The organism is Methyloceanibacter marginalis (assembly GCF_001723295.1).
Taxonomy (GTDB): domain Bacteria; phylum Pseudomonadota; class Alphaproteobacteria; order Rhizobiales; family Methyloligellaceae; genus Methyloceanibacter; species Methyloceanibacter marginalis.
The window spans coordinates 1-22236 of sequence record NZ_LPWD01000427.1 but is presented as its reverse complement, the minus strand read 5'-3'; the positions used below and the strand labels follow the sequence as shown (position 1 = coordinate 22236).

Annotated in this window: 25 protein-coding genes, 1 tRNA gene and 1 pseudogene; 13 read left to right on the top strand and 14 right to left on the bottom strand. The window is 62.9% G+C overall.

Annotation, left to right across the window (positions count from 1 at the left end; genetic code table 11):
- From AUC71_RS20440 to AUC71_RS14905, 3 genes are all read left to right on the top strand, one after another.
- Nucleotides 1–204: hypothetical protein (locus AUC71_RS20440; protein ID WP_204376750.1), on the top strand; the 204-nt coding region annotated here is incomplete at its 5' end.
- The gene (locus tag AUC71_RS14910) at nt 201–1334 is read left to right on the top strand and encodes a calcium:cation antiporter (RefSeq protein WP_069624875.1); all 1134 of its coding nucleotides are present in this window, start codon (nt 201–203) and stop codon (nt 1332–1334) included. The genes AUC71_RS20440 and AUC71_RS14910, both read left to right, overlap by 4 nt.
- A gap of 92 nt (nt 1335–1426) precedes the next feature.
- Nucleotides 1427–2197: a VWA domain-containing protein gene (locus AUC71_RS14905; RefSeq protein ID WP_083238452.1), complete on the top strand. Its 771-nt coding sequence runs from the start codon at nt 1427–1429 to the stop codon at nt 2195–2197.
- 20 nt (nt 2198–2217) lie between these two features.
- On the opposite strand, the gene AUC71_RS14900 is transcribed toward AUC71_RS14905, so the two are convergent.
- From AUC71_RS14900 to AUC71_RS14870, 7 genes are all read right to left on the bottom strand, one after another.
- Nucleotides 2218–2463 (bottom strand): hypothetical protein, encoded by a 246-nt coding sequence (locus tag AUC71_RS14900; protein ID WP_141701746.1) that lies wholly within the window; start codon nt 2461–2463, stop codon nt 2218–2220.
- A 554-nt stretch (nt 2464–3017) separates the two neighbouring features.
- On the bottom strand, nt 3018–5696 hold the full coding sequence (gene metH, locus AUC71_RS14890; protein WP_083238450.1) for a methionine synthase: 2679 nt from the start codon (nt 5694–5696) through the stop codon (nt 3018–3020).
- The gene (locus AUC71_RS19805) at nt 5697–5855 is read right to left on the bottom strand and encodes a hypothetical protein (protein ID WP_158007888.1); all 159 of its coding nucleotides are present in this window, start codon (nt 5853–5855) and stop codon (nt 5697–5699) included. It abuts the gene before it with no gap.
- Nucleotides 5856–5901: 46 nt separating this feature from the next.
- Complete coding sequence (locus AUC71_RS14885; RefSeq protein WP_083238449.1) at nt 5902–6372, bottom strand: class I SAM-dependent methyltransferase; 471 nt, start codon at nt 6370–6372, stop codon at nt 5902–5904.
- A 75-nt stretch (nt 6373–6447) separates the two neighbouring features.
- Complete coding sequence (locus AUC71_RS14880; RefSeq protein WP_069624870.1) at nt 6448–7509, bottom strand: homocysteine S-methyltransferase family protein; 1062 nt, start codon at nt 7507–7509, stop codon at nt 6448–6450.
- Nucleotides 7506–8465, bottom strand: coding sequence for a methylenetetrahydrofolate reductase [NAD(P)H] (gene metF / locus AUC71_RS14875; protein ID WP_083238447.1), 960 nt, complete (start codon nt 8463–8465; stop codon nt 7506–7508). Before metF ends, AUC71_RS14880 begins: the two co-directional genes overlap by 4 nt.
- The gene (locus AUC71_RS14870; RefSeq protein WP_069624869.1) at nt 8440–9501 is read right to left on the bottom strand and encodes an ArsR/SmtB family transcription factor; all 1062 of its coding nucleotides are present in this window, start codon (nt 9499–9501) and stop codon (nt 8440–8442) included. Before AUC71_RS14870 ends, metF begins: the two co-directional genes overlap by 26 nt.
- Nucleotides 9502–9660: 159 nt before the next feature.
- Between AUC71_RS14870 and AUC71_RS14865 the strand changes: the two genes are divergently transcribed.
- Entirely contained in the window at nt 9661–10497 is an 837-nt protein-coding gene (locus tag AUC71_RS14865; RefSeq protein ID WP_069624868.1) for a class I SAM-dependent methyltransferase, read from the top strand.
- A gap of 29 nt (nt 10498–10526) precedes the next feature.
- On the opposite strand, the gene AUC71_RS14860 is transcribed toward AUC71_RS14865, so the two are convergent.
- The 3 genes and pseudogenes from AUC71_RS14860 to AUC71_RS14850 all read right to left on the bottom strand — a co-directional run bounded on the left by AUC71_RS14860 (nt 10527) and on the right by AUC71_RS14850 (nt 13999).
- Nucleotides 10527–11183, bottom strand: a complete 657-nt coding sequence (locus AUC71_RS14860) for a glutathione S-transferase family protein (RefSeq protein ID WP_069624867.1) — start codon at nt 11181–11183, stop codon at nt 10527–10529.
- Nucleotides 11184–11195: 12 nt separating this feature from the next.
- Nucleotides 11196–12853, bottom strand: a pseudogene (gene ettA, locus AUC71_RS14855) (energy-dependent translational throttle protein EttA).
- Nucleotides 12854–12964: 111 nt separating this feature from the next.
- A complete protein-coding gene (locus AUC71_RS14850; RefSeq protein WP_069624866.1) occupies nt 12965–13999 on the bottom strand; it encodes an ELM1/GtrOC1 family putative glycosyltransferase in 1035 nt (344 codons plus the stop codon).
- Between the two features lie 184 nt (nt 14000–14183).
- Here AUC71_RS14850 and AUC71_RS18945 point away from each other — a divergent pair, with 184 nt between their 5' ends.
- From AUC71_RS18945 to AUC71_RS14840, 3 genes are all read left to right on the top strand, one after another.
- Nucleotides 14184–14426 carry a tellurite resistance TerB family protein gene (locus tag AUC71_RS18945; protein ID WP_141701745.1) on the top strand — a complete coding sequence of 81 codons (243 nt, stop codon included), beginning with the start codon at nt 14184–14186 and terminating at the stop codon, nt 14424–14426.
- Nucleotides 14423–14584 carry a hypothetical protein gene (locus tag AUC71_RS14845; protein ID WP_158007887.1) on the top strand — a complete coding sequence of 54 codons (162 nt, stop codon included), beginning with the start codon at nt 14423–14425 and terminating at the stop codon, nt 14582–14584. Before AUC71_RS18945 ends, AUC71_RS14845 begins: the two co-directional genes overlap by 4 nt.
- 82 nt (nt 14585–14666) lie before the next feature.
- The gene (locus tag AUC71_RS14840; RefSeq protein WP_069624864.1) at nt 14667–15470 is read left to right on the top strand and encodes a sulfotransferase family 2 domain-containing protein; all 804 of its coding nucleotides are present in this window, start codon (nt 14667–14669) and stop codon (nt 15468–15470) included.
- Here AUC71_RS14840 and AUC71_RS14835 read toward each other — a convergent pair.
- Entirely contained in the window at nt 15364–15969 is a 606-nt protein-coding gene (locus AUC71_RS14835; RefSeq protein WP_069624863.1) for a methyltransferase domain-containing protein, read from the bottom strand. The genes AUC71_RS14840 and AUC71_RS14835 overlap by 107 nt on opposite strands.
- A gap of 267 nt (nt 15970–16236) precedes the next feature.
- Here AUC71_RS14835 and AUC71_RS14830 point away from each other — a divergent pair, with 267 nt between their 5' ends.
- Genes AUC71_RS14830 through AUC71_RS19800 form a run of 3 tightly spaced genes read left to right on the top strand, consistent with a single transcriptional unit; the run spans nt 16237 to nt 17621 of the window.
- Nucleotides 16237–16929 carry a sulfotransferase family 2 domain-containing protein gene (locus tag AUC71_RS14830; RefSeq protein WP_069624862.1) on the top strand — a complete coding sequence of 231 codons (693 nt, stop codon included), beginning with the start codon at nt 16237–16239 and terminating at the stop codon, nt 16927–16929.
- Between the two features lie 6 nt (nt 16930–16935).
- Nucleotides 16936–17445, top strand: a complete 510-nt coding sequence (locus AUC71_RS14825) for a sulfotransferase family 2 domain-containing protein (protein ID WP_069624861.1) — start codon at nt 16936–16938, stop codon at nt 17443–17445.
- 20 nt (nt 17446–17465) lie between these two features.
- Entirely contained in the window at nt 17466–17621 is a 156-nt protein-coding gene (locus AUC71_RS19800) for a hypothetical protein (RefSeq protein ID WP_158007886.1), read from the top strand.
- Nucleotides 17622–17659: 38 nt separating this feature from the next.
- Here the strand turns inward: AUC71_RS19800 and AUC71_RS19795 are convergent, their stop codons facing one another.
- Both AUC71_RS19795 and AUC71_RS19790 read right to left on the bottom strand, forming a co-directional pair.
- The gene (locus tag AUC71_RS19795; protein WP_158007885.1) at nt 17660–17797 is read right to left on the bottom strand and encodes a hypothetical protein; all 138 of its coding nucleotides are present in this window, start codon (nt 17795–17797) and stop codon (nt 17660–17662) included.
- Nucleotides 17798–18107: 310 nt separating this feature from the next.
- Nucleotides 18108–18260 (bottom strand): hypothetical protein, encoded by a 153-nt coding sequence (locus tag AUC71_RS19790; RefSeq protein ID WP_158007884.1) that lies wholly within the window; start codon nt 18258–18260, stop codon nt 18108–18110.
- A 398-nt stretch (nt 18261–18658) separates the two neighbouring features.
- On the opposite strand from AUC71_RS19790, the gene AUC71_RS14820 reads away from it, so the two are divergent.
- Entirely contained in the window at nt 18659–20119 is a 1461-nt protein-coding gene (locus AUC71_RS14820; protein ID WP_204376749.1) for a cytochrome P450 family protein, read from the top strand.
- Nucleotides 20120–20543: 424 nt separating this feature from the next.
- Here the strand turns inward: AUC71_RS14820 and AUC71_RS14810 are convergent.
- Nucleotides 20544–20620 (bottom strand) — tRNA-Ile (locus AUC71_RS14810).
- 129 nt (nt 20621–20749) lie between these two features.
- Between AUC71_RS14810 and AUC71_RS14805 the strand changes: the two genes are divergently transcribed.
- Together AUC71_RS14805 and AUC71_RS14800 are read left to right on the top strand one after the other, a co-directional pair.
- The gene (locus tag AUC71_RS14805) at nt 20750–21472 is read left to right on the top strand and encodes an SIMPL domain-containing protein (RefSeq protein WP_069624859.1); all 723 of its coding nucleotides are present in this window, start codon (nt 20750–20752) and stop codon (nt 21470–21472) included.
- A 94-nt stretch (nt 21473–21566) separates the two neighbouring features.
- A partial coding sequence (locus tag AUC71_RS14800) for a protein-L-isoaspartate(D-aspartate) O-methyltransferase (RefSeq protein WP_069624858.1) occupies nt 21567–22236 on the top strand: 670 nt, incomplete at its 3' end.

The following is a 22236-nucleotide window of genomic DNA, read 5'->3' as shown; positions in this document are numbered from 1 at the left end:
GCGCGCGGCCTCCAGCAGCACCTCTTTGAGGTTGCCGTGATGATAAGAGCTTGGGCGCCGCCAGCCGCGGCCGGAGTGATTCATGTAAAAGGCTTTTACATGAACACGTTGGTTGTCGCCAGCGACCGTTATGTTCAAAACAGAATCAGCCCAGGATATTCAGGGGATCGTCATCCGCCTGTCCGAGGCAAACGAACAGCATGACAGCAGCCGAGACAGAGCTTGACGTAAGGTCGCTTCTCGCCACCGAGACGCCGGCGGTAGCCGGCATCCTCACGACCCTCGTCTTCATTGGGTTCGGGGACGCGCTCCTTTCCGACCTCGAGAACCATTTCCTCACCATCGCGATGTTCGTGTGGCTGTTCGCGGTGATGATGTGGGGCGCGTTCGGCGTGGTGCGCCACGCCGACGCCGTGGCCGAGAAACTCGGCGAGCCCTATGGCACGCTCGTGCTGACGTTCTCGGTGATCGTCATCGAGGTTGCACTGCTCGCGGCGATCATGCTGCACGGGCAGAACAACCCGACGCTCGCGCGCGACGTGATGTTCGCCACATTAATGATCGTGCTCAACGGCATGGTGGGAACGGCGCTCCTTATCGGGGCGCTGCGCTACTGGGAACAGGAGTGCAACCTGACCGGCGCACGTTCCTTTCTCGTGGTCATGTCGGCCCTGTCGATCGTCGCGCTCGTTCTGCCCAAATTCACCGAGACGGCGCCCAGCCCCGTCGAGGCCCCCGGCAAGGCTATCTTGTTCATCGCCATCACCGTCTTGTTCTACGCCGTCTTCATTTTTATCCAGACGATGCGGCACGGCGCGTTCTTTGCCGACCCGGAAACGAGGTCCGAGAAGAACTCCTCCCATCAATCGCGCAAACCGACCCGGTCACTCGCGTACCACGTGGTGATGCTCGTGTTGACGTTGGTCCCCGTGGTAGCTCTGTCGGAGTACCTGGCGGTGATCGTCGATTTCGGTATCGAGGATATTGGCCTTCCGGAGCCGTTGGGCGGCCTGCTGATCGCTGTCCTCGTCCTCGCCCCCGAAGGGCTCACCGCTTTTCACGCAGCGCTGGCCAATCATCTCCAACGCGCCGTGAATGTCTGCCTGGGCTCGGCCCTTTCGACCATTGGGCTGACCATTCCGGCCGTGTTGATCATCGGGTTCGCGGCCAACATCCATGTCCATCTCGGGCTCACGGACGTCGAGACCGTGCTCCTGGTGTTGACGCTGTTCGTGAGCGGCCTGACCTTTGCCGGCGGACGCACCAACGTGCTCCAGGGCGCGGTGCACCTTCTCCTGTTCTTCGTCTACGTGGCGCTGCTCTTCAGCCCTTAAAGTGCGCCCTGAAAAGTAAGGCTAACAGCGACTTTCCCGGTTTTCCTGCTATTCCCTTGTGACCACGATCTTCGCTACACTCCGGGCAAAATTTGCCTAGGGAGTGTCAAAGAAATGCAGCATCGTGGCATCGCCTTTGCCGACCGTCTGCCTTCTCGGCTGATCGCCGGCGTCGCCGCGGTCGCTCTTGCCGGGCATGTTTGGGCAGCCGCTGCCGAGGACGTCAAGCCGGGGCCCTGTACCGACGACGCCATGATCGTGTTCGATGCGTCAGGGTCCATGTCGGGAAATCAGACGTCGGCATCCCCAACTCGCGCCCGCGCATCGACGAAGTGCGTGCGGCGCTGGCGCAAGTGCTGCCGAGCGCCACCAAGTTCCGCCGCGTCGGCCTCGTGTCCTACGGTCCGGGCCCCTACAACCAGTGCAATGTCAGCCTCGACCTCAAGCCCACGGCGAACGCCGCCAAGCCGATCATGCGGGCGGTCAGCCGACTCGTGCCGGCGGGCAAGACGCCGCTAACGTCTGGCTTCGAGCAAGCGGCCGAGGCGCTCGACTACCGCAACAAGCCCGGCGTGATCGTGGTGGTGACCGACGGCGAGGAGACTTGCGGGCGCTCGCCGTGCGATGTCGCCAAGATGCTCCATGACAACGCGGCGCAGCTCACCATCCACGTGATCGGCTTCCGCTATAGCGGCTTCTCATGGACCGGGCAGAACAGCATCATGGACCTGATGTGCATCGCCGATCAGAACAACGGCATGTACATCAAAGCCAACGACGAGAGTGAACTGGTCGAGGCTCTCGAGAAGACGCTCGACTGTCCCATGGTTTCCCAGGCGCCGCTCGCTCCCCTCGTCCGCTGATTGGACAGCCCGGGCTCGTCTCAGAGGCCCATGGCCGCATGGGCTTCGCCCATGTATTTCATGCATTCGTCGGTGTCGCCGTCCTTCATGGCCGCCTTGGACTGATCCAGTGCCGCCATGGCCTCCTTCTGCTTCGCCTCGTCCGTCATGTCGGCGATCATCTGGTCCATCTGCTTCATGTGATCATCGTTGCAAAGATCGGCCGCAGAAGCAGCGCCCATCGCCAGTGCCGACGCGAAGCCGGCAAACAACAGTGTCTTGATCATCTTTTCCTCCTCGAGAAGGACATCGACCGGCCGGTGTCCAGGAAGAGAACGCGCAACCGCTGAAACCGTTCTTTGGGCGCCATGGCCGGCGCTCGAATTATACACAGCTTATCCAGGGCCCACGCTCCCGGTCGCACCGGCAGATTCCCAGTTTTCGGGGGATTCCTTGGGGCCACGCTTCCGAAAAAAAATCGGCCCGCGATGAAACCAAAAGCCCCTAACGGCGTTGTTGGCCTCAGCGTCGGGGTAAAATTCATTGTGCGGCGCAACAAGAAAACGGCTTGGCACTGGCCGAGGGGAGCCGATAGAGTCACCCGGTTGCGGAACGGGCACCCCTCCAATCGGAAAGGAGAGCTTCCGATGGAACTCACAGCCAAATTAACGATGGTCACGGCCATCGTATCGTTCAGCTTCCTCGCCGCCGTCATCCTTGGGATGATCTAGGGCGAGGTTTTCGGCCTCTTAAGCTTAGGCCCAACCCACATTTCAGCAGTCCATGAGGCGCCACCGGCGGATCCAACCGCCCGGGGCGACCTCCCCGCCGGGACGGCGGTTCAGGCAGCGGCGTCGGTGACCCGCTTGGGATCGTAGTTGAGGATGGGTGCGAGCCAGCGCTCCGCTTCCTCGACCGACCACCTGCGGGCGGCATAATCTTCGATCTGATCGCGACCGATCTTGCCCACGCCGAAATAGCGGGCCTCGGGGTGCGAGAAGTAGAGCCCCGAGACGGCGGCGGCCGGCCACATGGCGTAGCTCTCGGTCAGCTTCACGCCGATCTCCTTCTCCGCGTCGAGAACGCTGAACAGCGTGCGCTTCTCGGTGTGGTCCGGCTGGGCCGGATAGCCCGGCGCCCGGCGGATGCCGGCATAGTCTTCTGCGATGAGCGCGTCGTTGGAGAGCGCCTCGTCGGGGGCGTAGCCCCACAGCTCACGGCGCACCTTTTCGTGCAGCGCCTCGGCGAAGGCCTCGGCGAGGCGGTCGGCCAGCGCCTGAGACAAGATCTTCGAGTAGTCGTCATTGGCGCGCTCGAAGCGGCGGGCAACGTCCTCCTCTCCAATGCCGGCGGTCACGGCGAAGCCGCCGATATAGTCGGCAACGCCTGAGTCCTTGGGCGCGATGAAGTCGGCAAGAGCGATATTCGCGCGGCCGGCGCCGCGCGCCATCTGCTGACGGAGCGTGTGCAACGTGGCGAAGGGCTTCTTCCGGCTCTCGTCGGCGTAGAGCTCGATGTCGTCGCCCATACTGTTCGCCGGCCAGAAGCCGACCACCGCATTCGCCGTCAACCACTTCTCCTCGATGATCTGCTTCAGCATGGCCTGGGCGTCCTCGAACAGAGGACGGGCCGCCTCGCCATATTTGTCGTCGTTCAGGATGCGGGGATACTGACCCTTCAGCTCCCAGGCCTGGAAGAACGGCGTCCAGTCGATATAGCGGGCAAGCTCGGCGAGGTCGTAGGCCTCGAGCGTGCGCGTACCGAGGAAGCTCGGCTTAGGCGGCGTGTAGCCTGCCCAGTCGAGCTTGAGGGCATTGCCGCGGGCCTGGGCCAGCGGCGCCCTCGTCTTCTCCTCCTGACCGCGCGCGTAGGACGCCGCCATCTGCGCGTATTCCTCGCGCACCTTGGCAATCCGCTTCTCGCGCTCCTCTTTCGAGATCAGGCCGGAGACCACGCCCACGGCGCGGCTGGCATCGGTTACGTAGATCGCCTGGCTGCGCCGGTAGTTCGGGCTGATCTTGACGGCGGTATGCACGCGGCTCGTGGTGGCGCCGCCGATCAGCAGCGGCAGGTCGAAGCCTTCGCGCTCCATCTCGGCCGCCACGTGGCACATCTCGTCGAGCGAGGGGGTGATGAGACCGGACAGGCCGATGATGTCGACCTTCCGTTCGCGCGCCGTATCGAGAATCTTCTGGGACGGCACCATGACGCCGAGATCGATGACCTCGTAGTTGTTGCACTGAAGCACCACGCCGACGATGTTCTTGCCAATGTCGTGGACGTCGCCTTTCACGGTGGCGAGCAGGACCCTGCCGGCAGGCTCACCCTGCGCCAGCCCCATCTCCTCTTTTTCCTTCTCCATGAAGGGCATGAGATAGGCGACCGCCTGCTTCATCACGCGGGCGGACTTCACCACTTGGGGCAGGAACATCTTGCCGGCGCCGAACAGGTCGCCGACCACGCCCATGCCGTCCATCAAGGGCCCTTCGATGACGTGGAGCGGACGCTCGGCCTGCTGGCGCGCTTCCTCCGTGTCCTCTTCGATGTAGTTGGCGATGCCGTGGACCAGCGAATAGGTGAGCCGCTCCTGCACCGGCTTCTCGCGCCAGGAGAGATCGGCTTCCTTCCTCTGGGACGCGCCGGCTTTGTAGCGCTCGGCGGCCTCCAAGAGGCGGTCGGTGGCGTCGTCGCGGCGGTTGAGGATCACGTCCTCGACGAGCTCGCGCAACTCCGGCTCGATGTCGTCATAGAGCGCAAGCTGACCGGCATTGACGATGCCCATGTCCATGCCCGCCTGAATGGCGTGATAGAGGAACACCGAATGCATGGCCTCGCGCACCTGCTCGTTGCCGCGAAAAGCAAAGGACAGGTTCGACACGCCGCCAGAGATATGAACGTAAGGCAGCTCTTCCTTAATGCGGCGCGTGGCGTCAATGAACGCGCGCCCGTAATTGTTGTGCTCCTCGATGCCGGTGGCCACCGCGAAGATGTTCGGATCGAAAATGATGTCCTCGGGGGGGAAGCCAACCTTTTCGGTCAGAAGCTCGTAGGCGCGCTTGCAGATCGCGAACTTCTGGTCGGCTGTTTCCGCCTGTCCCTTCTCGTCGAAGGCCATGACCACGACGGCCGCGCCATAGCGCAGCACCTTGCGCGCGTGATCGAGGAAAGGCTCCTCGCCTTCCTTCAGGCTGATGGAGTTCACCACCGATTTGCCTTGCACGCATTTCAGTCCTGTCTCGATGACCGTCCATTTGGAGCTATCGATCATGATCGGCACGCGCGAGATATCCGGCTCGGCGGCGATGAGATTCAAAAAGGTCTCCATGGCCTTCTCGGAATCGAGCATGCCCTCGTCCATGTTGACGTCGAGCATGTTGGCGCCGCTCTCCACCTGCTGGCGCGCGACCTCGAGCGCCGTGGCGTAGTCGTTGGCCTCGATGAGCTTGCGGAAGCGCGCGGAACCAGTGACGTTGGTCCGCTCGCCCACCATGACGAAATTCTGGGCAGCATTGGATGTCATTCAGTGGGATTCCATTTTTGATTCAGCGGGAGACGGACGGGCGGCCTCGCGCGCGGCGAAGGCAAGCCAGCCCTTGATGGCAAGGCCGCGGAAAATCGGCGTCAGGCGTTCAAAGCCGGCGCTCATCAGCAATTCCTCTTGGCGCTCGACCGACACCACCGCGACCTTCTCGAAATTCGCAGCGTTCTTCTCGGCGAGGTCTTCCTCAACGCCATTCTTGACGGCATGCCGCTTCCAGATCCGCCGCAGAAGCTCCGTTTCTGGTTCGCCTGCAACGCCAACGCCGTCGACGATGGCGAGAGGCGCGCCCCGGCTTCAAGCGTGCGCGGATGGCCTCGAAGAAGGCGAGCTTCGCCCCATCGTCAGGAACGAAATGCGCGGTGAGGATGCAGGTCGCGGCATCGAAATCCTGCTCGGCGAGGTCCTCCACCGTCGATGCCTGCACCTGGCTTCGGGCCCCGACCGGTGTGGCGGCCAGACGCCGGCGGGCCAATTCGACCATCGGTTCGTAGGTGTCCACGCCGACGAACGACCAGCCGGGATTCTCCGAACCGAGACGCAGGATCTCCTCGCCTCCGCCGGCGCGACCACGAGGATCCTGGCCGGGCCCATCGGAAGCAGCTCGAGAAGCGACGCCTCGACAATGGCGAAGATCGCCAGACGGCCCGGAATGAATTGTTCGGCGAGCCGGACATAGTCGCCATCGAGATCGGGAAGATCCTGATCCTCAAACTTCATCGCCGTCATTCCGTCACCCATGCACGAAGGGCTCGAGGCCGGAGAGACGAAGCGCATGCTCTACCTCGGGCACTTTGCGTGGCTTGTAGTCGGCAACGGCGGCGGCGATGGCGCCGATATGCTCGGGCGTGGTGCCGCAGCAGCCGCCGACAATGTTGATGAGCCCGTTCTTGGCCCAATCCTCCAGCAGCACGGCCATCTGCTCAGGGCTCTCGTCGTACTCGCCCATCTCGTTGGGGAGCCCGGCATTGGGATAGACGCTGACATAGGTGTCGGCGACGTGGGCCATCTCATCGACGGAAGGGCGAAGCTGCTCGGCGCCGAAGGAGCAGTTGAGCCCAATGGAGAAGGGCTTGAGGTGTTTCATGGAATACCAAGAGGCCTCCGGCGTCTGGCCTGACAGGTTGCGGCCCGAGAGGTCGGTGATGGTGCCCGAGATCATGATGGGCAGCTCGACGCCCATCTCGTCGAAGACTTGCTCCACGGCGAAACCCGCGGCCTTGGCGTTCAGCGTGTCGAACACGGTCTCGATCAGGATGGTATCGGCGCCGCCCTCGATGAGCCCGCGGACTTGCGTCGCATAGGCCTCGACCAGCTCGTCGAAGCCGACATTGCGGAAGCCGGGATTGTTGACGTCAGGCGAGATGGAGGCGGTGCGGTTGGTGGGGCCGACCGCGCCCGCCACGAAGCGGGGCCTGTCCGGCGTCTTCGCCGTCCACTCATCGGCGGCCTCGCGAGCGAGCTTGGCCGCGGCCACGTTCATTTCGTGGGAGATCTCCTCCAGCCCGTAATCGGCCTGGCTGATGGCTTGGGCGTTGAAGGTGTTGGTCTCCAGGATATCGGCGCCGGCCTCCAGGTACTTGCTGTGAATCTCGCGAATGATGTCGGGCTGGCTCAGCACGAGCAGGTCGTTGTTGCCCTTCAGATCGCGGGGATGGTCCTTGAAGCGCTCGCCGCGATAGGCGGCCTCGTCCAGCTTGTAGCCTTGGATGGCCGTGCCCATGGCGCCATCCAGGATGAGGATGCGCTCCTTGGCGGCGCGCTTCAGCGCTTCGATACGCTCTTCACGGGTCATGTCGCGGTTTCCACTTTGGCTTCGGTGAAGGCCTTGGCCGGGCGCAGGCCCAGCAGGTAGCAGATGGCGTAGACGAGGTCGGCACGATTCAGGGTGTAGAAGTGGAACTCGGTGATGCCCTGGTCCACGAGGCCGAGAACCTGTTCCGCCGCCACGGCCGCCGCGACCAGATGGCGCGTCTCCTGATCTTCATCCAGACCTTCGAAGCGGTGACCGATCCAGTCCGGCACGCTTGCGCCGGAGCGCTCGGCGAAGCTCGAGACCTGCTTGAAGTTATGAATAGGAATCAGCCCAGGCACGATGGGGATATCGATACCGGCCGCGCGCACGCGATCGAGATAGCGGAAATAGACCTCGTTATCGAAGAAGAACTGCGTGATGGCCCCGGTGGCGCCCGCGTCGATCTTGGCCTTGAGCATATCGATGTCGGCCTCGACGGACTTCGATTCCGGATGCTTCTCCGGGTAGCAGCCGACGGAGATCTCGAAGGGCGCGATCTTCTTGATGCCCGCGGTGAGATCGGCGGCGTTCGCATAGCCCCCCGGACGTCGCTCGTAGCATGCGCCTACACCGCCGGGCGGATCGCCGCGTAGCGCCACGATCTGGCGCACGCCGAGATCCCAATAATCGCGAATGACCTCGTCGATCTCCTCCTTCGTGGCGGAGACGCAGGTGAGATGCGCGGCGGGCTTCAGGGTGGTCTCGCGCAGCATGCGGCCCACGGTGGCGTGGGTGCGCTCGCGCGTCGAGCCACCGGCGCCGTAGGTCACCGAGACATATTTTGGGCGCAACGGTTCGAGCCTGCGGATCGAGCGCCACAGGGTGTCCTCCATCGCATCGGTCTTCGGCGGGAAGAACTCGAACGACACGTCGATGTCGCCGCGGCCGAGGAAGCGGCGCTTGGGCGGCTCCTGGTTGTGCGGCTCTTGGTTATGTTGGTCTTGGGATGCGAGCATCTAAGCGGCGACCTCCACCTTGGGACTCAGTTTTCTTTTCCTGCCGGCGGGTGACGGGCTTCTGGCCGAGCCACAGCGAAACGATCAGCTTGCCTTCCGCAGGGCCCGGGCTCAGCTCGCGGAAGCGCTCGAGCTTGAGGCCCGCGCCTTCGAGCATGCGCCCAAGCTGATCGCGGCCGAAGCCGAGACGCCGATGCGCCGACTGCTCGCGCAGGAATTCGAGCTCATGCGGCGCGAAATCCACGACCAGCAGCTTGCCGCCGGGCGCCAGCACGCGGGCCGCTTCGGCCACGGCGGACGCGGGGTCGTCGAGGAAGTGCAGCACCTGGTGCAGCACCACCGCGTCGGCCGCCTCGTCCGGCAGCGGCACGTTATAGAGATCGCCGTGGCGGACTTGCGCCTGGGAAAGCCCGGCGCGTTCCAGCTTCATGCGGGCATAGGCCAGCATGTCGTGATTGAGATCGAAGCCGAGCACCTTCTTGGCGCGCGGGCCGAACAATTCGAGGATGCGGCCCGTGCCCGTGCCGAGATCGACCAGGCGCTCGAAAGGCCCCTCGCCCAAGGCCTCGTCCATGGCGGCTTCGACCTGGCTCTCGGCCACATGAAGCGTGCGAATGGAATCCCACTCCGCGGCATGCGCCTTGAAGTAGCTCTGCGCCGCTTCCGCGCGCGCCTTCTGCACGGCTTCGGCGCGGGCCCGATCGCGGGCGAGCGTCAAATCCGCCCGGGTCGAGGCCGCGACGATGGCGCGGGCGAGAGTCCCTTCCGGGCCGCTGTCGGCGGCGCGAAAGAACACCCAGGAGCCTTCGCGGAACCGGGTGATGAGGCCGGCTTCGGCCATGAGTTTCAGGTGGCGGCTGATGCGCGGCTGGCTCTGAGCCAAAATCTGGGTCAGATCCTTGACGTTCAGTTCGGCGCCCGCGAGCAAGGCCAGGATGCGCAGGCGCGTGGCCTCGCCCGCGCCCCGCAGCGCGGCAAGTGCTTGATCGGCGGAAAGACCTGGTACGGCCGCGCGGCTCTGATCGTCACCTGACATAAAGATATGTTTATATCTTCTCGCAAGACGGTGCAAGGGCCGTCCGAGGGCGCAAAAACCTGCCGATTTCAAGCAATCTTGAACAGGCTCAGGCATTCGCATGCGGTCCTTAGCTGCTAGGCTCCCTGCAATCGACCGTCCCACCAGCCAAGAGGAACCATGACAGCAATACGCACCAGCCCCACTCGCCTGATTTTGTTACTCGGATTTTTGGCGCTCGGTTCTCTCGCCACCCGCGCGGAGGAAGCGCCGGCGCAAGACGATCGCCTCAAGGAGGCCATCGCCGGCGACCACCGATCGGAGGAAAACAGAGCGCGCGACATATATCGCCACCCGTACGAGACGCTCACCTTCTTCGGCATCAGGCCCGACATGACGGTGGTCGAGATCTATCCGGGCCGGGGCTGGTACTCTGAAATTCTCGCGCCCTATCTCAAAAGTAGCGGCACGTTCTACGCCGCTCAGCGCCCGAGCGATCCGTCCTACGCGCCGGGTCAGAGATCGCTCGAAGCCTTCAATCAGAAAGTGAAGGACGCGCCCGAGCTTTACGGCGAAGTGAAACGGACGACGCTGACCAAGGACGGTGACATCGCACCGGCAGGCTCGGCCGACCTCGTCGTCACCTTCCGCAATTTGCACAGCTTCATGGGATCGGGCACCGAGAACGAGGCCTTTGCCACGATGTTCAAGGCGCTGAAGCCGGGCGGCGTGCTCGGCGTCGTGCAGCATCGCGGCGACCCCAAGGTGGAGCAGGATCCCAAAGGGGGCTCAGGCTACGTGAATGAGGACTATGTGATCGCGTTGGCCAAGAAGGCTGGCTTCGAGCTCGCGGAAAAATCCGAGATCAACGCCAATCCGAAAGACACGAAGGACTATGCGAAGGGCGTGTGGACGCTGCCCCCCTCGCTTCGCCTCGGCGACGAGGATCGCGACAAGTACGTGGCGATCGGCGAGAGCGACCGCATGACCCTGAAATTCGTGAAGCCGGCGAGCTAGGGGTCAGCGGCTTCGAGCAAGGACGGACCTCAATCGGCCTGCCGCTCGCTTGCGGTGTAAACCGCCAATTGTGCGGCGAAGGCCCGTTTGTAGGCGGGACGCGCTTCGCCGCGGGCGACAAGTGCGGCCAAGTTCGGATATTCGTCCAGAATGCCCGATGATCTCAGCCGGAGCAGCACCGACACCATCATCAGGTCGCCGACGCTGAACCCGCCATCGAGCCAGTCGGCGTTGCCGAGGCGCGCGGAAAGTTGCTTCAACCGGTCGCGGACGCGATCCTCAACCAGAGGCAGGCGCTCCTTGCTCCAGGGTTTATCGCTCTCGAGAAGCGTGGCGGTTGCAAGTTCAAGGATCGGCGGCTCTACCGTGTTGAGCGCAGCGAACATCCATGTGATCGCGCGCGCCCGCGCATCGGCATCGTCCGGCAGCAAGCCCGCATGGCGCTCAGCGATATGGAGGACGATCGCCCCGGTCTCGAAGAGGGCGAGATCGCCTTCCTCATAGGTCGGGATCTGGCCGAAAGGATGAAGCGCCAGATGCGCGGGTTGCTTCATCGCACGAAACGAAACAAGGCGAACTTCGTAGGGCTGGCCGACTTCTTCAAGCGCCCAGCGCACGCGCGTATCGCGCGCCAGTCCCCTGCCGCCATCGGGCGACCGTTCAAAGGCGGTTATGATGACGGTCATCGGCCACCATGCTCAGGCGCGGGCGAACTTTTTGTATTTGATGCGCTTCGGGACGATCGAGTCCTCGCCGAGGCGGCGCTTCTTGTCCTCCTCGTAGTCCTCGAAATTGCCCTCGAACCACTCCACATGGCTGTCGCCTTCGAACGCCAGGATGTGGGTGGCGATACGGTCGAGGAAGAAGCGATCATGGCTGATGATGACGGCGCAGCCCGCGAAATCTTCCAGCGCCGCTTCCAGCGACGACAGTGTCTCCACGTCGAGATCGTTGGTGGGCTCGTCGAGCAAGATCAGATTCGCGCCTGATTTCAGCATCTTGGCGAGATGGACTCGGTTGCGCTCACCGCCCGAAAGCTGGCTGACCTTCTTCTGCTGGTCGCCGCCTTTGAAGTTGAACCAGCCAACGTAAGCGCGCGCGGGCACCTCGCGTTTGCCGAGCGTCACCACCTCGCGCCTTCGGAGATCTCCTCGTAGACCGACTTCTTCTCGTCGAGAGCGTCGCGCGACTGGTCCACATAGCCGAGCTTCACCGTGTCGCCCACCCGGATATCGCCGTCGTCCGGCGTCTCCTGGCCGACGATCATGCGGAACAGCGTGGTCTTGCCCGCGCCGTTCGGACCGATGACGCCGACAATGCCGCCCGGCGGCAGCTTGAAGGACAGATCGTCGATCAGGAGGCGCTCGCCGAAGGCCTTCTCAAGCCCCTCCGCCTCGATGACCACCTCGCCGAGACGCGGGCCCGGTGGGATGGTGATCTGCGTTTTCGCGGACTTGTCCTTGCCGGCCTCGGCCAGAAGCTCGTCATAGGCGCGGATACGTGCCTTGGACTTGGCCTGGCGGGCTTTTGGACTTGCGCGGATCCAATCGAGCTCGCGGGCGAGCGTGCGCTGCTTGGCCTCTTCCTGCCGGCCTTCGACTTCAAGACGCTTCTGCTTCTGCTCGAGCCAGGACGAGTAATTGCCCTTGTAGGGAACCCCCGCCCCGCGATCGAGCTCGAGCGTCCACTCGGTGATGTTGTCGAGGAAGTAGCGGTCGTGGGTCACCATGACGATGGTGCCGGGATAATCGCGCAAATGGTGCTCGAGCCAGGCGACGCTTTCCGCGTCGAGGTGGTTGGTCGGCTCGTCGAGCAGAAGAATGTCGGGCTTGGCGAGTAGGAGGCGGCACAGTGCCACGCGCCGCCGCTCACCGCCCGAAAGCTTCGCCACCTCCGCGTCGCCCGGCGGACAGCGCAGCGCCTCCATGGCCTGCTCCACCTGGGTGTCGAGGTCCCACAAATCGGCGGCGTCGATCTCGTCCTGAAGCTGCGCCATCTCATCGGCGGTCTCGTCCGAATAGTTCACGGCAAGCTCGTTATAGCGGTCGAGCTTCGCCTTCTTCGCCGCCACGCCCTCCATGACATTGCCCATGACATCTTTGCTCTCGTCGAGCTGGGGCTCCTGGGGCAGATAGCCGACGGCGACCCCGTCCGCCGCCCAGGCCTCGCCCACGAACTCCTTCTCGTCGCCCGCCATGATGCGCAGCAGGGTCGACTTGCCCGCGCCGTTGAGACCGACAACGCCGATCTTGGCGCCGGGAAGGAAGGCGAGCGTCACGTCCTTCAAGACCTGCTTCCCGCCGGGATAGGTCTTGTTGAGCTTGTTCATGACGTAGACGTATTGCGGGGTGGCCATGGGCGTCCGTTCGAGCTGTTCGGGTTCTAAGGAAATTTCGCTCGCGCTTTTAGCTAATCACGCGCGGTAACTCAATGTAGGAAGTAGACGGCAAGAGCGCAAAGACGGCGCTTAGAACAGCTGGGGCAGGCGCGCTTTCAGCTTCCCGGCGAGCGCATCGAGGGGGTTCTCCTGGATCGGCTCGATTTCCGAGAGGGCCTGCGCAAAACTCTCCGGCGACAGTTGGGCGATTTGCAATACGCGGGACCAGCCGTTTTTCATGAGGAAGTCGCGATAGGCCTTCTCGTCCTCGTTGAAGCGGTGGCGCTTTGGCGCCACGCCAACCACGGGCAGCCGTGCCGAGACGGCCTCCGAGATCATGGAGCTTGAATCCTCGGTACAGACGATGGCGTCGGCTTGGGCGAAAATCTCCGGCAGCGTGCCGGGGCCGGCGGTGCGGAAATCGATGAACTTGGCAACGACGCTCTCGTCGTGCGCGAGCTCGGCGATGCGGTCGGCCACGTTGTCGGGGGTGCGGCGCGAGGTGGAGATCAGCCAGCGCGTGCCCCAGGCCTTCGAGACCTCCGCGGCGAAGCCCAAGAGCTTCTCCCATTCGCGCCTCGTGTAGTGGAAGCGTCCGGCGCGGCCCCCGACCAGAAGCCCGGCGATCTCAGGGCGCCGGTCCGGTCCGAAGCGCGGCACCACCTCAGGCCGCCCAAGCTCCTCGGGATCGAGGGAGGATGGCTTGAGCACGACGAGGTGCCTCTCGCTCGTGGCGTCGCGATCATACGAGGAGATGATCAGGCTGAAATTCTCCGGCTCCAGCCCGCGCAGCAGCGAGCCGCAGAAAATATTGGGGACGCCGAGCAGGCGGGTGACGCAGATATTGGGCATCTGGGTCTCGCCGCCGGCGGAGACCACGAGATCGGCCTCGGGCAGCGCTTCGGCATCGATGCGGTAGGCCATCCGCAGCATGCGCGGCGGATAGAATGACTTCGCGTTGATGCGCGCCCGCAGCCAGCGCGTCGGCACGATCCATTTGCGCTGCACCTCGATGCGCGTCACCTCGACGGGACGGAGGCGCGACAGTGCCGTAATCACGCCCTGAGCGATGTGGTAGTGCCCGGGCCTGGTGTCGGCGAGGAAGATGATTCTAAGCGGGGTCAACGCTGGCTTGGGCCTCGGCTTTAGATCTTGGCTTGGATCTTGGCTGGGATGGCTGCCAGCGTCATAGCCCAACCTTGGCGCTGGCTCCAAGCTTCGTTTTCTGCGAAGCGCCGCGGCGCGGGTTGGCAAAGGGCTTGCGCCTCAGCAGTATTGACGGCAGGTGAAGAAAGAGAAGGAGCATCACGTGACCGCAAAAGACCCTCATGCCGAATGGATTCTCAAGGCGATGGTGGCGGTGGCGGCCTCGGACGGGCGGCTCGATTCCCGCGAGGTCGGCCTCATCCAGCAGGTCTACAAGGACCAGTCGGGCCGGACGCTGACGGCCGATGAGATCGCCCGCGCGCCGGCGACAACGCCGGCGGCGACATGCTCGCCAAGTTCGCCGCGGCCGCGGAGACGCTCGACCAGAACACCAAGGAAGAGATGATCCGCTCGGCCTATCTGGTGCTGCTCGCCGACGACAGAATCGCGGGCGAAGAGCGCAAGAAGCTTCAGGACCTGTCCCACGCCCTGAAGATCCCGGAAATCCATTTCGGCGCGATCTTGGAGGACTTGGCGATCTGGCTCGCCAGGCAGAAAAGCTAAGGGCCACCTTGCCGAAGCCCGCCGGGACCGACTAGTTTCTGCCCGCTATTCCAGTCCCCCGCCCGCGCGCGCCTCAAGGCCGATGATCCTCTCGCACAAACATAAATTCATCTACATCAAGACGCGCAAGACGGCCTCGTCGAGCATCGAGGCGATGTTGTCGCGGATCTGCGGGCCCGAGGACGTGATCACGCCGACCACCGACCGGCTGATGACGGGCGAGCGCATGCCGCCGCAAAACTTCCGGCTCGACCACCCGCTCGTACCGAAACGCTCGCTGCTGCGCCGGTTTCTGCTGCGACCGGAGCGCGTCTATCACCCGACGATCGGCTTTTACGAGCACATCCCCGCGTGGCGCATCAAGGCCTATGTGGGCGAGGAGATCTGGAACAGCTATTACAAGTTCACCTTCGAGCGGAACCCCTGGGACAAGCAGATCTCCTGGTATTTCTACAAGACCAAGAGCAAGGCACAGCGCCCATCCTTCGAGAGCTTCATGGCCGACAAGGAGAAGGCGTGCGTGGAGAACTACTCGCTCTACACCACCGACGGCGAGATCGCCGTGGACTTTCTCGGCCGCTACGAGACGCTCGGCGACGACCTCGCCCATGCGCTGAAGGAGATCGGCATCGAGAATGCGGCGCCCCTGCCCGAGCTCAATGTCTTTGGCAGCGGCGGCGATTACCGGAAGCTCTATACCGACAGACGCGCAAGCTCGTCGAGGACTGGTACGCGCCCGAGATCGAGGCATTCGGCTACGAGTTCTAGGCCAGCTTGCCCTAATACACTTTTCCCCGCATCCGCTTGGCGTAATAGCGCACATCCTCGCGCGCCCGCATCATGTGATAGCGGAGGGTGTCGGCCGGACTACGCTGCCAGGTCTTGAAGCCGGCGCGTGCCGTGCGCAACGTGCGTACGGGGTGCAGCGCGCCGAAATGCTTGCCGATGCGCGCCTGCCACCAATCGTGCGGCTTCAGCGTGACGTGCAGGTTCCGCCCGTCGGGCAGCAAGCGCTTCGCCGGCGCGGTATCCACGACGATCAACGCGTCGCGGCACATAGAGCGCATGTCGGCGAGCACGTCGTCGAGGTCGTGCTCCTCGATATGCTCGAGCACGTCGATATTGATGAGGAGATCGGCCTTCACCTTCGGCTTCTCGGCGAAGGCGGGGATCGCCGGGTCGTAGCGGTAGAGATCGAGCGGATAGCCGAGGTCGAGCCGGTCGACCAGAACGCTCTGCCCGCAGCCATAATCGATCACGGATCGAGGCTTGAGGAGCTGGATCTCCGGGCGCAGCAGGCGCAGGCTCTTGAGCGACGTGTTGCCATAGGTCCCAGTCGCATGGATCTGCGCGTACGCCTCGATAAGCTTGCTGTTCCCGGCCATTTTTATCTGCTCCCGCGCCAGCCTTGCCCGGCCAGCGCGGGCAGGTGCAGGCGCGGAAGAACATCCCTTCGTTCGCGTTCGTTCCTAGCTACTATGAAAAGAGGTCGGCCTGCCTCGATACTACCCAAAATGTCGCTATGCCTTCCGCGGGGTCGCCTTTGCTAGCCCCTAGGAGCAGAGAAGCTGACTCGCGGAAGCTTGCCGGAACCAGGGCCAAACGCTTAGTTTCTGGCCGCAATCAGTCGAGCCGAAGCGCGACCAGGGCCTATGATCATCTCGCATAAGCATAAGTTCATCTTTCTCAAGACGAAGAAGACAGCGGGCACGAGCATCGAGGTGGCCCTGTCGTCGCTTTGCGGCGATGAGGATGTGCTCACACCTCTGGTCGAGACCGACGAGCGCCTTCGCGCCGGCATACGCGGCCCGCAGAATTGGCGGCAGCATGGCTGGTGGCAGAGTCCGCGTCCCATTTGGAAGCGCCGTATATTAAGGGCCGCGCCCCAGGATCATGGCTTCTACAACCACATGACGGCTGGGGCGGCGAAGGCCCTCATCAATGACGACCAATTGTGGCACAGTTATTTCAAGTTCGCCTTCGACCGGAACCCTTGGGACCGCGAGGTCTCCTACTACCACTACTGCTATCGCGGCGCGGATGCGCGACCGTCCTTCGATCGCTTCATCGCGACCGACCGGCGGGCGCGCCTCAACAACTACGAGATCTATTCGATCGGCGGCGATGTCGCGGTCGACTTCGTGGGACGCTATGAGACGCTCGAGGACGATCTAAAACACGCACTTTCTCACGTGGGCCTGTCCGCCGCTCCCTCGCTCCCGCGCGCCAAAGGCGATATCAGAAAGGAGCAGCGGAGCTATCAGGAGTACTACACCCCGGAAACGCAGCGCCTCATCGGCGAATGGTATCGCCCTGAAATCGCGCTACTCGGCTACGAATTCTGATCCGGCATGATTATCTCGCACTCACATCGCTTCATCTTCATCAAGACCAACAAGACGGCCGGCACCAGCATCGAGGCGGCGCTGACGTCGCTTTGCGGCGGACGAGCCGTGATCACGCCCTTCCGCGCCGATAACGAACCCTATCGCGCAGGCCGCGGTCCTCAGAACTATCGGATTGAGCATCCCGCGAAACCCAAACGCCCCTGGTGGCGGACGCTGTTCGGGCGCCCGGAACGCTACTGGCATCCGAGCGTCGGCTTCTACGAGCACATGCCCGCGGGGCAAATCCGTAAGTATGTCGGCGAGGACGTTTGGCGCAGCTACTACAAATTCGCCTTCGATCGTAACCCGTGGGACCGCCAAGTCTCCTGGTATCATTACAAGACAAAGAGCAAGCGCCGGCGCCCGAGCTTCGAGCGCTTCATGCGCAGCCGCACCGCCTTCGTTCGGAATTACGAGCTTTATGCGATCGACGGTACGGTTGCGGTCACTTCGTCGGACGCTTCGAAACTCTGAGTGAGGATCTTGCGTCGGTCATGCAGACTGTAGGCGTCGAGACGGAACTCGCCCTGCCGAAGACAAACGTCTCGGAGTCCGGAGACTATCGCAGCTACTACACGCCGGATCTGCGAGATCGCGTGGCGGAATGGTATGCGCCGGAGATCAAGCTATTAGGCTATGCGTTTGAGTAGGAAGCGGCGGGCCCAAGAGGCCCGCCGCCAAAGTCCGCTTACTGCTCGCAGTTCGCGGTATCGACATTCCAGGTGCCGCCCGCCGCCTCGCAGTCGGCCTGGGTGTCGCCGGCGAATGCGGGGCTGGTGACGGCAAGCGCGGACGCGATGGCAAGCATGGAAACGAAATACTTCATGGTCATACCCTCTGTTTGACGCCTGCGACGATGCAAGGCGCATCACTAACCGCCACTGGCGGGCTGCGTTCCCAGCTGATGCAAACTAAGGCAGCTTGCCCTTGAATTACCCAAAGTATGGTTGGCTCACCGCCGTTCCACTTTCGGCATGGCGGTCTCCACAGCCTAAAGGCGGGCGAGGTTTGTCGAGGTTGGTTGTGGATGCTGCAGCGGCCTCAAAAGGGCCGGCGTGGTTTCCCGCATTTCTCAGACGCTGCAGGGAAACAATGGAGCGGCGGGCCCGGGACTAACCGTGGCCCGCGCCGCTATGTTACTCTTTCTCAACGCAAGCGCTGTTCTGGGCATCCCAAATGCCTCCGACCGCCAGGCAGTCTGCCTTGTTGGCGGGAGCCTCTTGGGCGAAAGCAGGACCCGTGAGGGCAAGCGCGGACGTGATCGCGAGCATGGAGACGAAATACTTCATTGGTCGTACCTCCGTTCGGGTTTCCCCTGCGATGATGCAGCGCCGAAAAACGTCCCTCCGCTCGAGCCAGTTCCTGGCGGCCGTGAAGAAAGGCAGCCTGCCCCAACATGACCCAAAGTGTGGCTGAGCCAAAACTTCCTCACACGTGAGCGAGATTTTGCCACGTGGGTTGCCGCCAAGCTTCTCGAGTCAAGTGAATTTGTCCTCCTGCGCGCCAATAATTTCGACTCCCTCAGTGCGTGCATTGCCTAAGATGCTGCGAAAAATACGCCGCATGCGAGCAATGGGAGGAACTCATGGAGCGTCGAACATTCTTGCTTGGCGGGGCGGCCGCCACAGCCGCCGGGGTCGTTTCACAGCCCGCTGCCTCCCAATCGCCTCCGGTGCCGAGGCAGCCCTTGTCCCCGGGCGATCTCGAATCGACCGTCGCGCGGCTCAGAAAGCAATTTCTCGCCGAGTTCGATCCCGCCTATGTCGAGAACGTCATCGTCCCTCATTTCCTGGTGAGCACCTATGACGGGGAGCGGTTGTGGCTTCCCATGATCAACACCGAGTTCACCAAGGAGAATGCACTCCCCTATGACCTCTGGGGGCTCTTGAGCGAGACCTGGAAGCCCGCTCCCGAGGACGGCGTTACGGTCTTCCTCCAAGGGCTGGAGAAGCGCGGACCGCATAATCGCCGCAAACGAATTTACATGACGGCGCTAACGCCGGATCTTTATCGCCCAATGTACGGCGACAAGGTCGTCGGCTTCTTCGACAAGCTGCTGGACGACGCGAACACCGGCAAGCCGCTGATGCGGCCGTATCTCGAAAGCTATTTCGATCTCTATTGGGATTTGCATCTCGGGGTCAAAGGCGACGCAATTCCGCAGCAGGTGCACGACATCGGGCAGGCGTTCAACACCGTCTTGGCCTATCGCGACGTGACCCAGAAGATCGTCTACGAGAACTATATGACGGTTCGGGCCAACCTTGCGTTCCTCAAAACGTGGATCGACGACCGCCTCACCGATATCGAGAACGGCAAGACCCCAAACCCCGAGAAGACCTTCGCTTGGTACTGGATCAAGAACGCCGGGAACGGAGAGTATTTCGCACACAAGGATGTCGTGTTCGAGGTGTTCCACAATTTCGTGGCGCTCAGCCAGTGGGGCAACACGCTCTACAACATCATGCTCAAGCTCGCCATCGACACCGGCGATCCCGATGCGCGTGCCTGGTTCAAGAAGACCATGGAAGGGAACCCCGATGACGCGGCCGGCGAGGCATTCACGCCGCTGGAACGTTTCGTCATGGAGCTGTTCCGCACGATCTCGCCAAACGGCGGGAGCATCTCGGCAATGGAGGAGGTGCGGACACCGCCTTACCAGCGTCATGGCTATGTCGTGAGCCCGCATACCTCGACCAGTTTCGATCCGGTTCACTGGAAGGATCCGGAGGAGTTCAATCCCGATCGTTACAAGACTGCTCCGACCAGTCACGACATCAACGAGGAGACCTGCGAGCAGATCGGCTTCGCGAAATGTCCCTTCTCGAGCGAGCCCTTCGACGTCGCTGACGGCCGCAAGGCCGCCATCAGCAATAGTGGCTTCGGCACTGTTTACGGCATCGTCGATGGCGAGCCGCTGCCGGTCTGCGATTATGCGGCTTTGCGCCTTTCGGTTTCGGCTATCGCCGGTGTCCCGGCGAGCAGCTCACCATCCAAGTGTTCGAGGATTTTCTGCGCAAGGTGTGGGACAGCGGAATCCAATTCCACAAGCTTGATATCGCTAACCCCGAACCGTTGCCTATCGGACCCACCACGGTCATCGGCGATAATGTCGGCTTCAGCCGCCAAGCCTAGTCGTTACGCATGAGCTACAGGCTTTAAGCCAAAGCAAAAGGGGAAGGAAGTCAATGACGTACCATCGCGCAATTCTGCTCATTGTCTTTGCCGTGATCGTTGGTGCCGTAAGCACGGCCGAGGCCGGCAAGAGAAAATGCGCAGAAGACTACCGGCGGTTCTGCGGCCAATGGGGCCTTGAGACCAGGGGTTTGCAGAATTGCATGCGCGCCCACGGGAATTATTTGAGCAAACGTTGCGTCAAAGGACTGATCCAGGCTGGCGCAATCTCTCAGGCAGAAGTGAACCGCAAACGGCAAGCGCTCGGTCGCTAGCTGAAGGCGATCCTCGGCTACTTGGCGGACGCCGTTAAGGCCGCCGAGGATATCCGCCTGCCGGGATGCGGACGCGCTGGGGCGCGTCGCCCTGCTTGTAGCCGCGGAAGCGGGAGCGAAGGGTGGTGGGCCCGGGAGGGCTCGAACCTCCAACCAGACGGTTATGAGCCGCCGGCTCTAACCAATTGAGCTACGGGCCCCCACGCGAGGATAGTTAAAATCCCTTGTGTTTCGGCATGCTATTCGCGCCTCACAATTCCGCCTCATAGCAGATTCCTGATACGCCCAACACCGAACCCATCCCACCAATTGCGGAAATCTCCCAGACAATGACCCTTTCCTCTCCCTTGAAGCTCGTCTTCCCGGCGCTCGCCCTGCTCGCCTCTTTCCTCGCCTTCGAAGCGCCGGCCGCGCTGGCCGATGCGCCCGAGAAGCGCACCCTCTCGCTGTCCGCCACGGGCACGGTGAAGACGACGCCCGACAAGGTGGACATCACCACCGGCGTCACCGCCGAAGGCCAGACCGCGCGGGACGCGCTCGACAAGAACACCGAAGCGATGAGCAAGGTCGTGGCCGGGCTCAAAGAGGCGGGCATCGATCCCAAGGACATCCAAACCACGAATTTCTCCGTGTCGCCGATCTACGAGCAGAAAAAGCAAGGCCAGGCCGCCTTCATCACGGGCTACCGGGTGACAAACCAAGTCCACATCACCGTGCGGGACACCGAGAAGCTCGGCGAGATTCTGGACACGGTGGTGCGGCTCGGAGCCAATCAGATCGGCTCGATCGAATTCGGGGTGTCGGAACCCGAAGAGCTGAAGGACGAGGCGCGCAAACAGGCCATGCGCAACGCCATCGCCGATGCGGAGCTTTATGCGGAGACGGCCGGCGTCGAGCTCGGGCCCGTGCTGACCATCACCGAGGAAGACGGCGGCTTTATCCCGCGCTATGCGGAAGCCGCGGCGCCCATGGCCATGGACAAGGCCGTGCCGATCGAGGCCGGGACCACGACCGTGCAGGTGCGGCTCCGCGTGACATGGGAGCTGCGCTGACGCGGCCGGGAATTGCGCTCACGCGCTGGGAGCCAACCCTCAGACTGATCCAGATCAAGGCCGAACGATCGCGGTTCACGGTAGTTTTCCTCTCATGACCGCCCTCAATCCCGAGTTGGGCGGGGATCCCCTCGCCCACGACCGCGCCATCATGGTGTCGCGCCATCTCGAAGCGCGCGGCATCCACGACCCTCGCGTTCTAGAGGCCATGGGTCAGGTGCCCCGCGAGGCCTTCGTGGGCGAGTTCTTGACCGAATTCGCCTATGAGGATTCCGCGCTTCCCATCGAAGCCGGGCAGACCATCTCCCAGCCCTATATCGTCGCGCGGATGATCGAGCTCGCCGAGCTCAAGCCCGGCGACAAGGTGCTCGAAGTGGGCGCCGGCTCCGGCTACGCGGCAGCCGTGATCAGCCGCATCGCCGGCGAGGTCTACGCCATCGAGCGCCACGAGGCGCTCGCCACGCAAGCCCGCGCCCGCGAGGACCGGCTCGGCTACCACAATGTGGAGATCATTTGCGCCGACGGCACCAAAGGCTGGCCGGAAAGCGCTCCTTACGATGCGATCATCGTGTCCGCCGGCGGGCCCAAAGTGCCCGAGGCCCTGAAGCGGCAATTGACGATCGGCGGACGCCTCGTGATCCCCGTGGGCCGCGACGTGCATCAGACCTTGCTGCGCGTGCGGCGCACCGGACAAGACTCGTTCGAAGAAGAAGATCACGGCGCTGTCACGTTCGTGCCGCTGATCGGTGAAGAAGGCTGGGGCG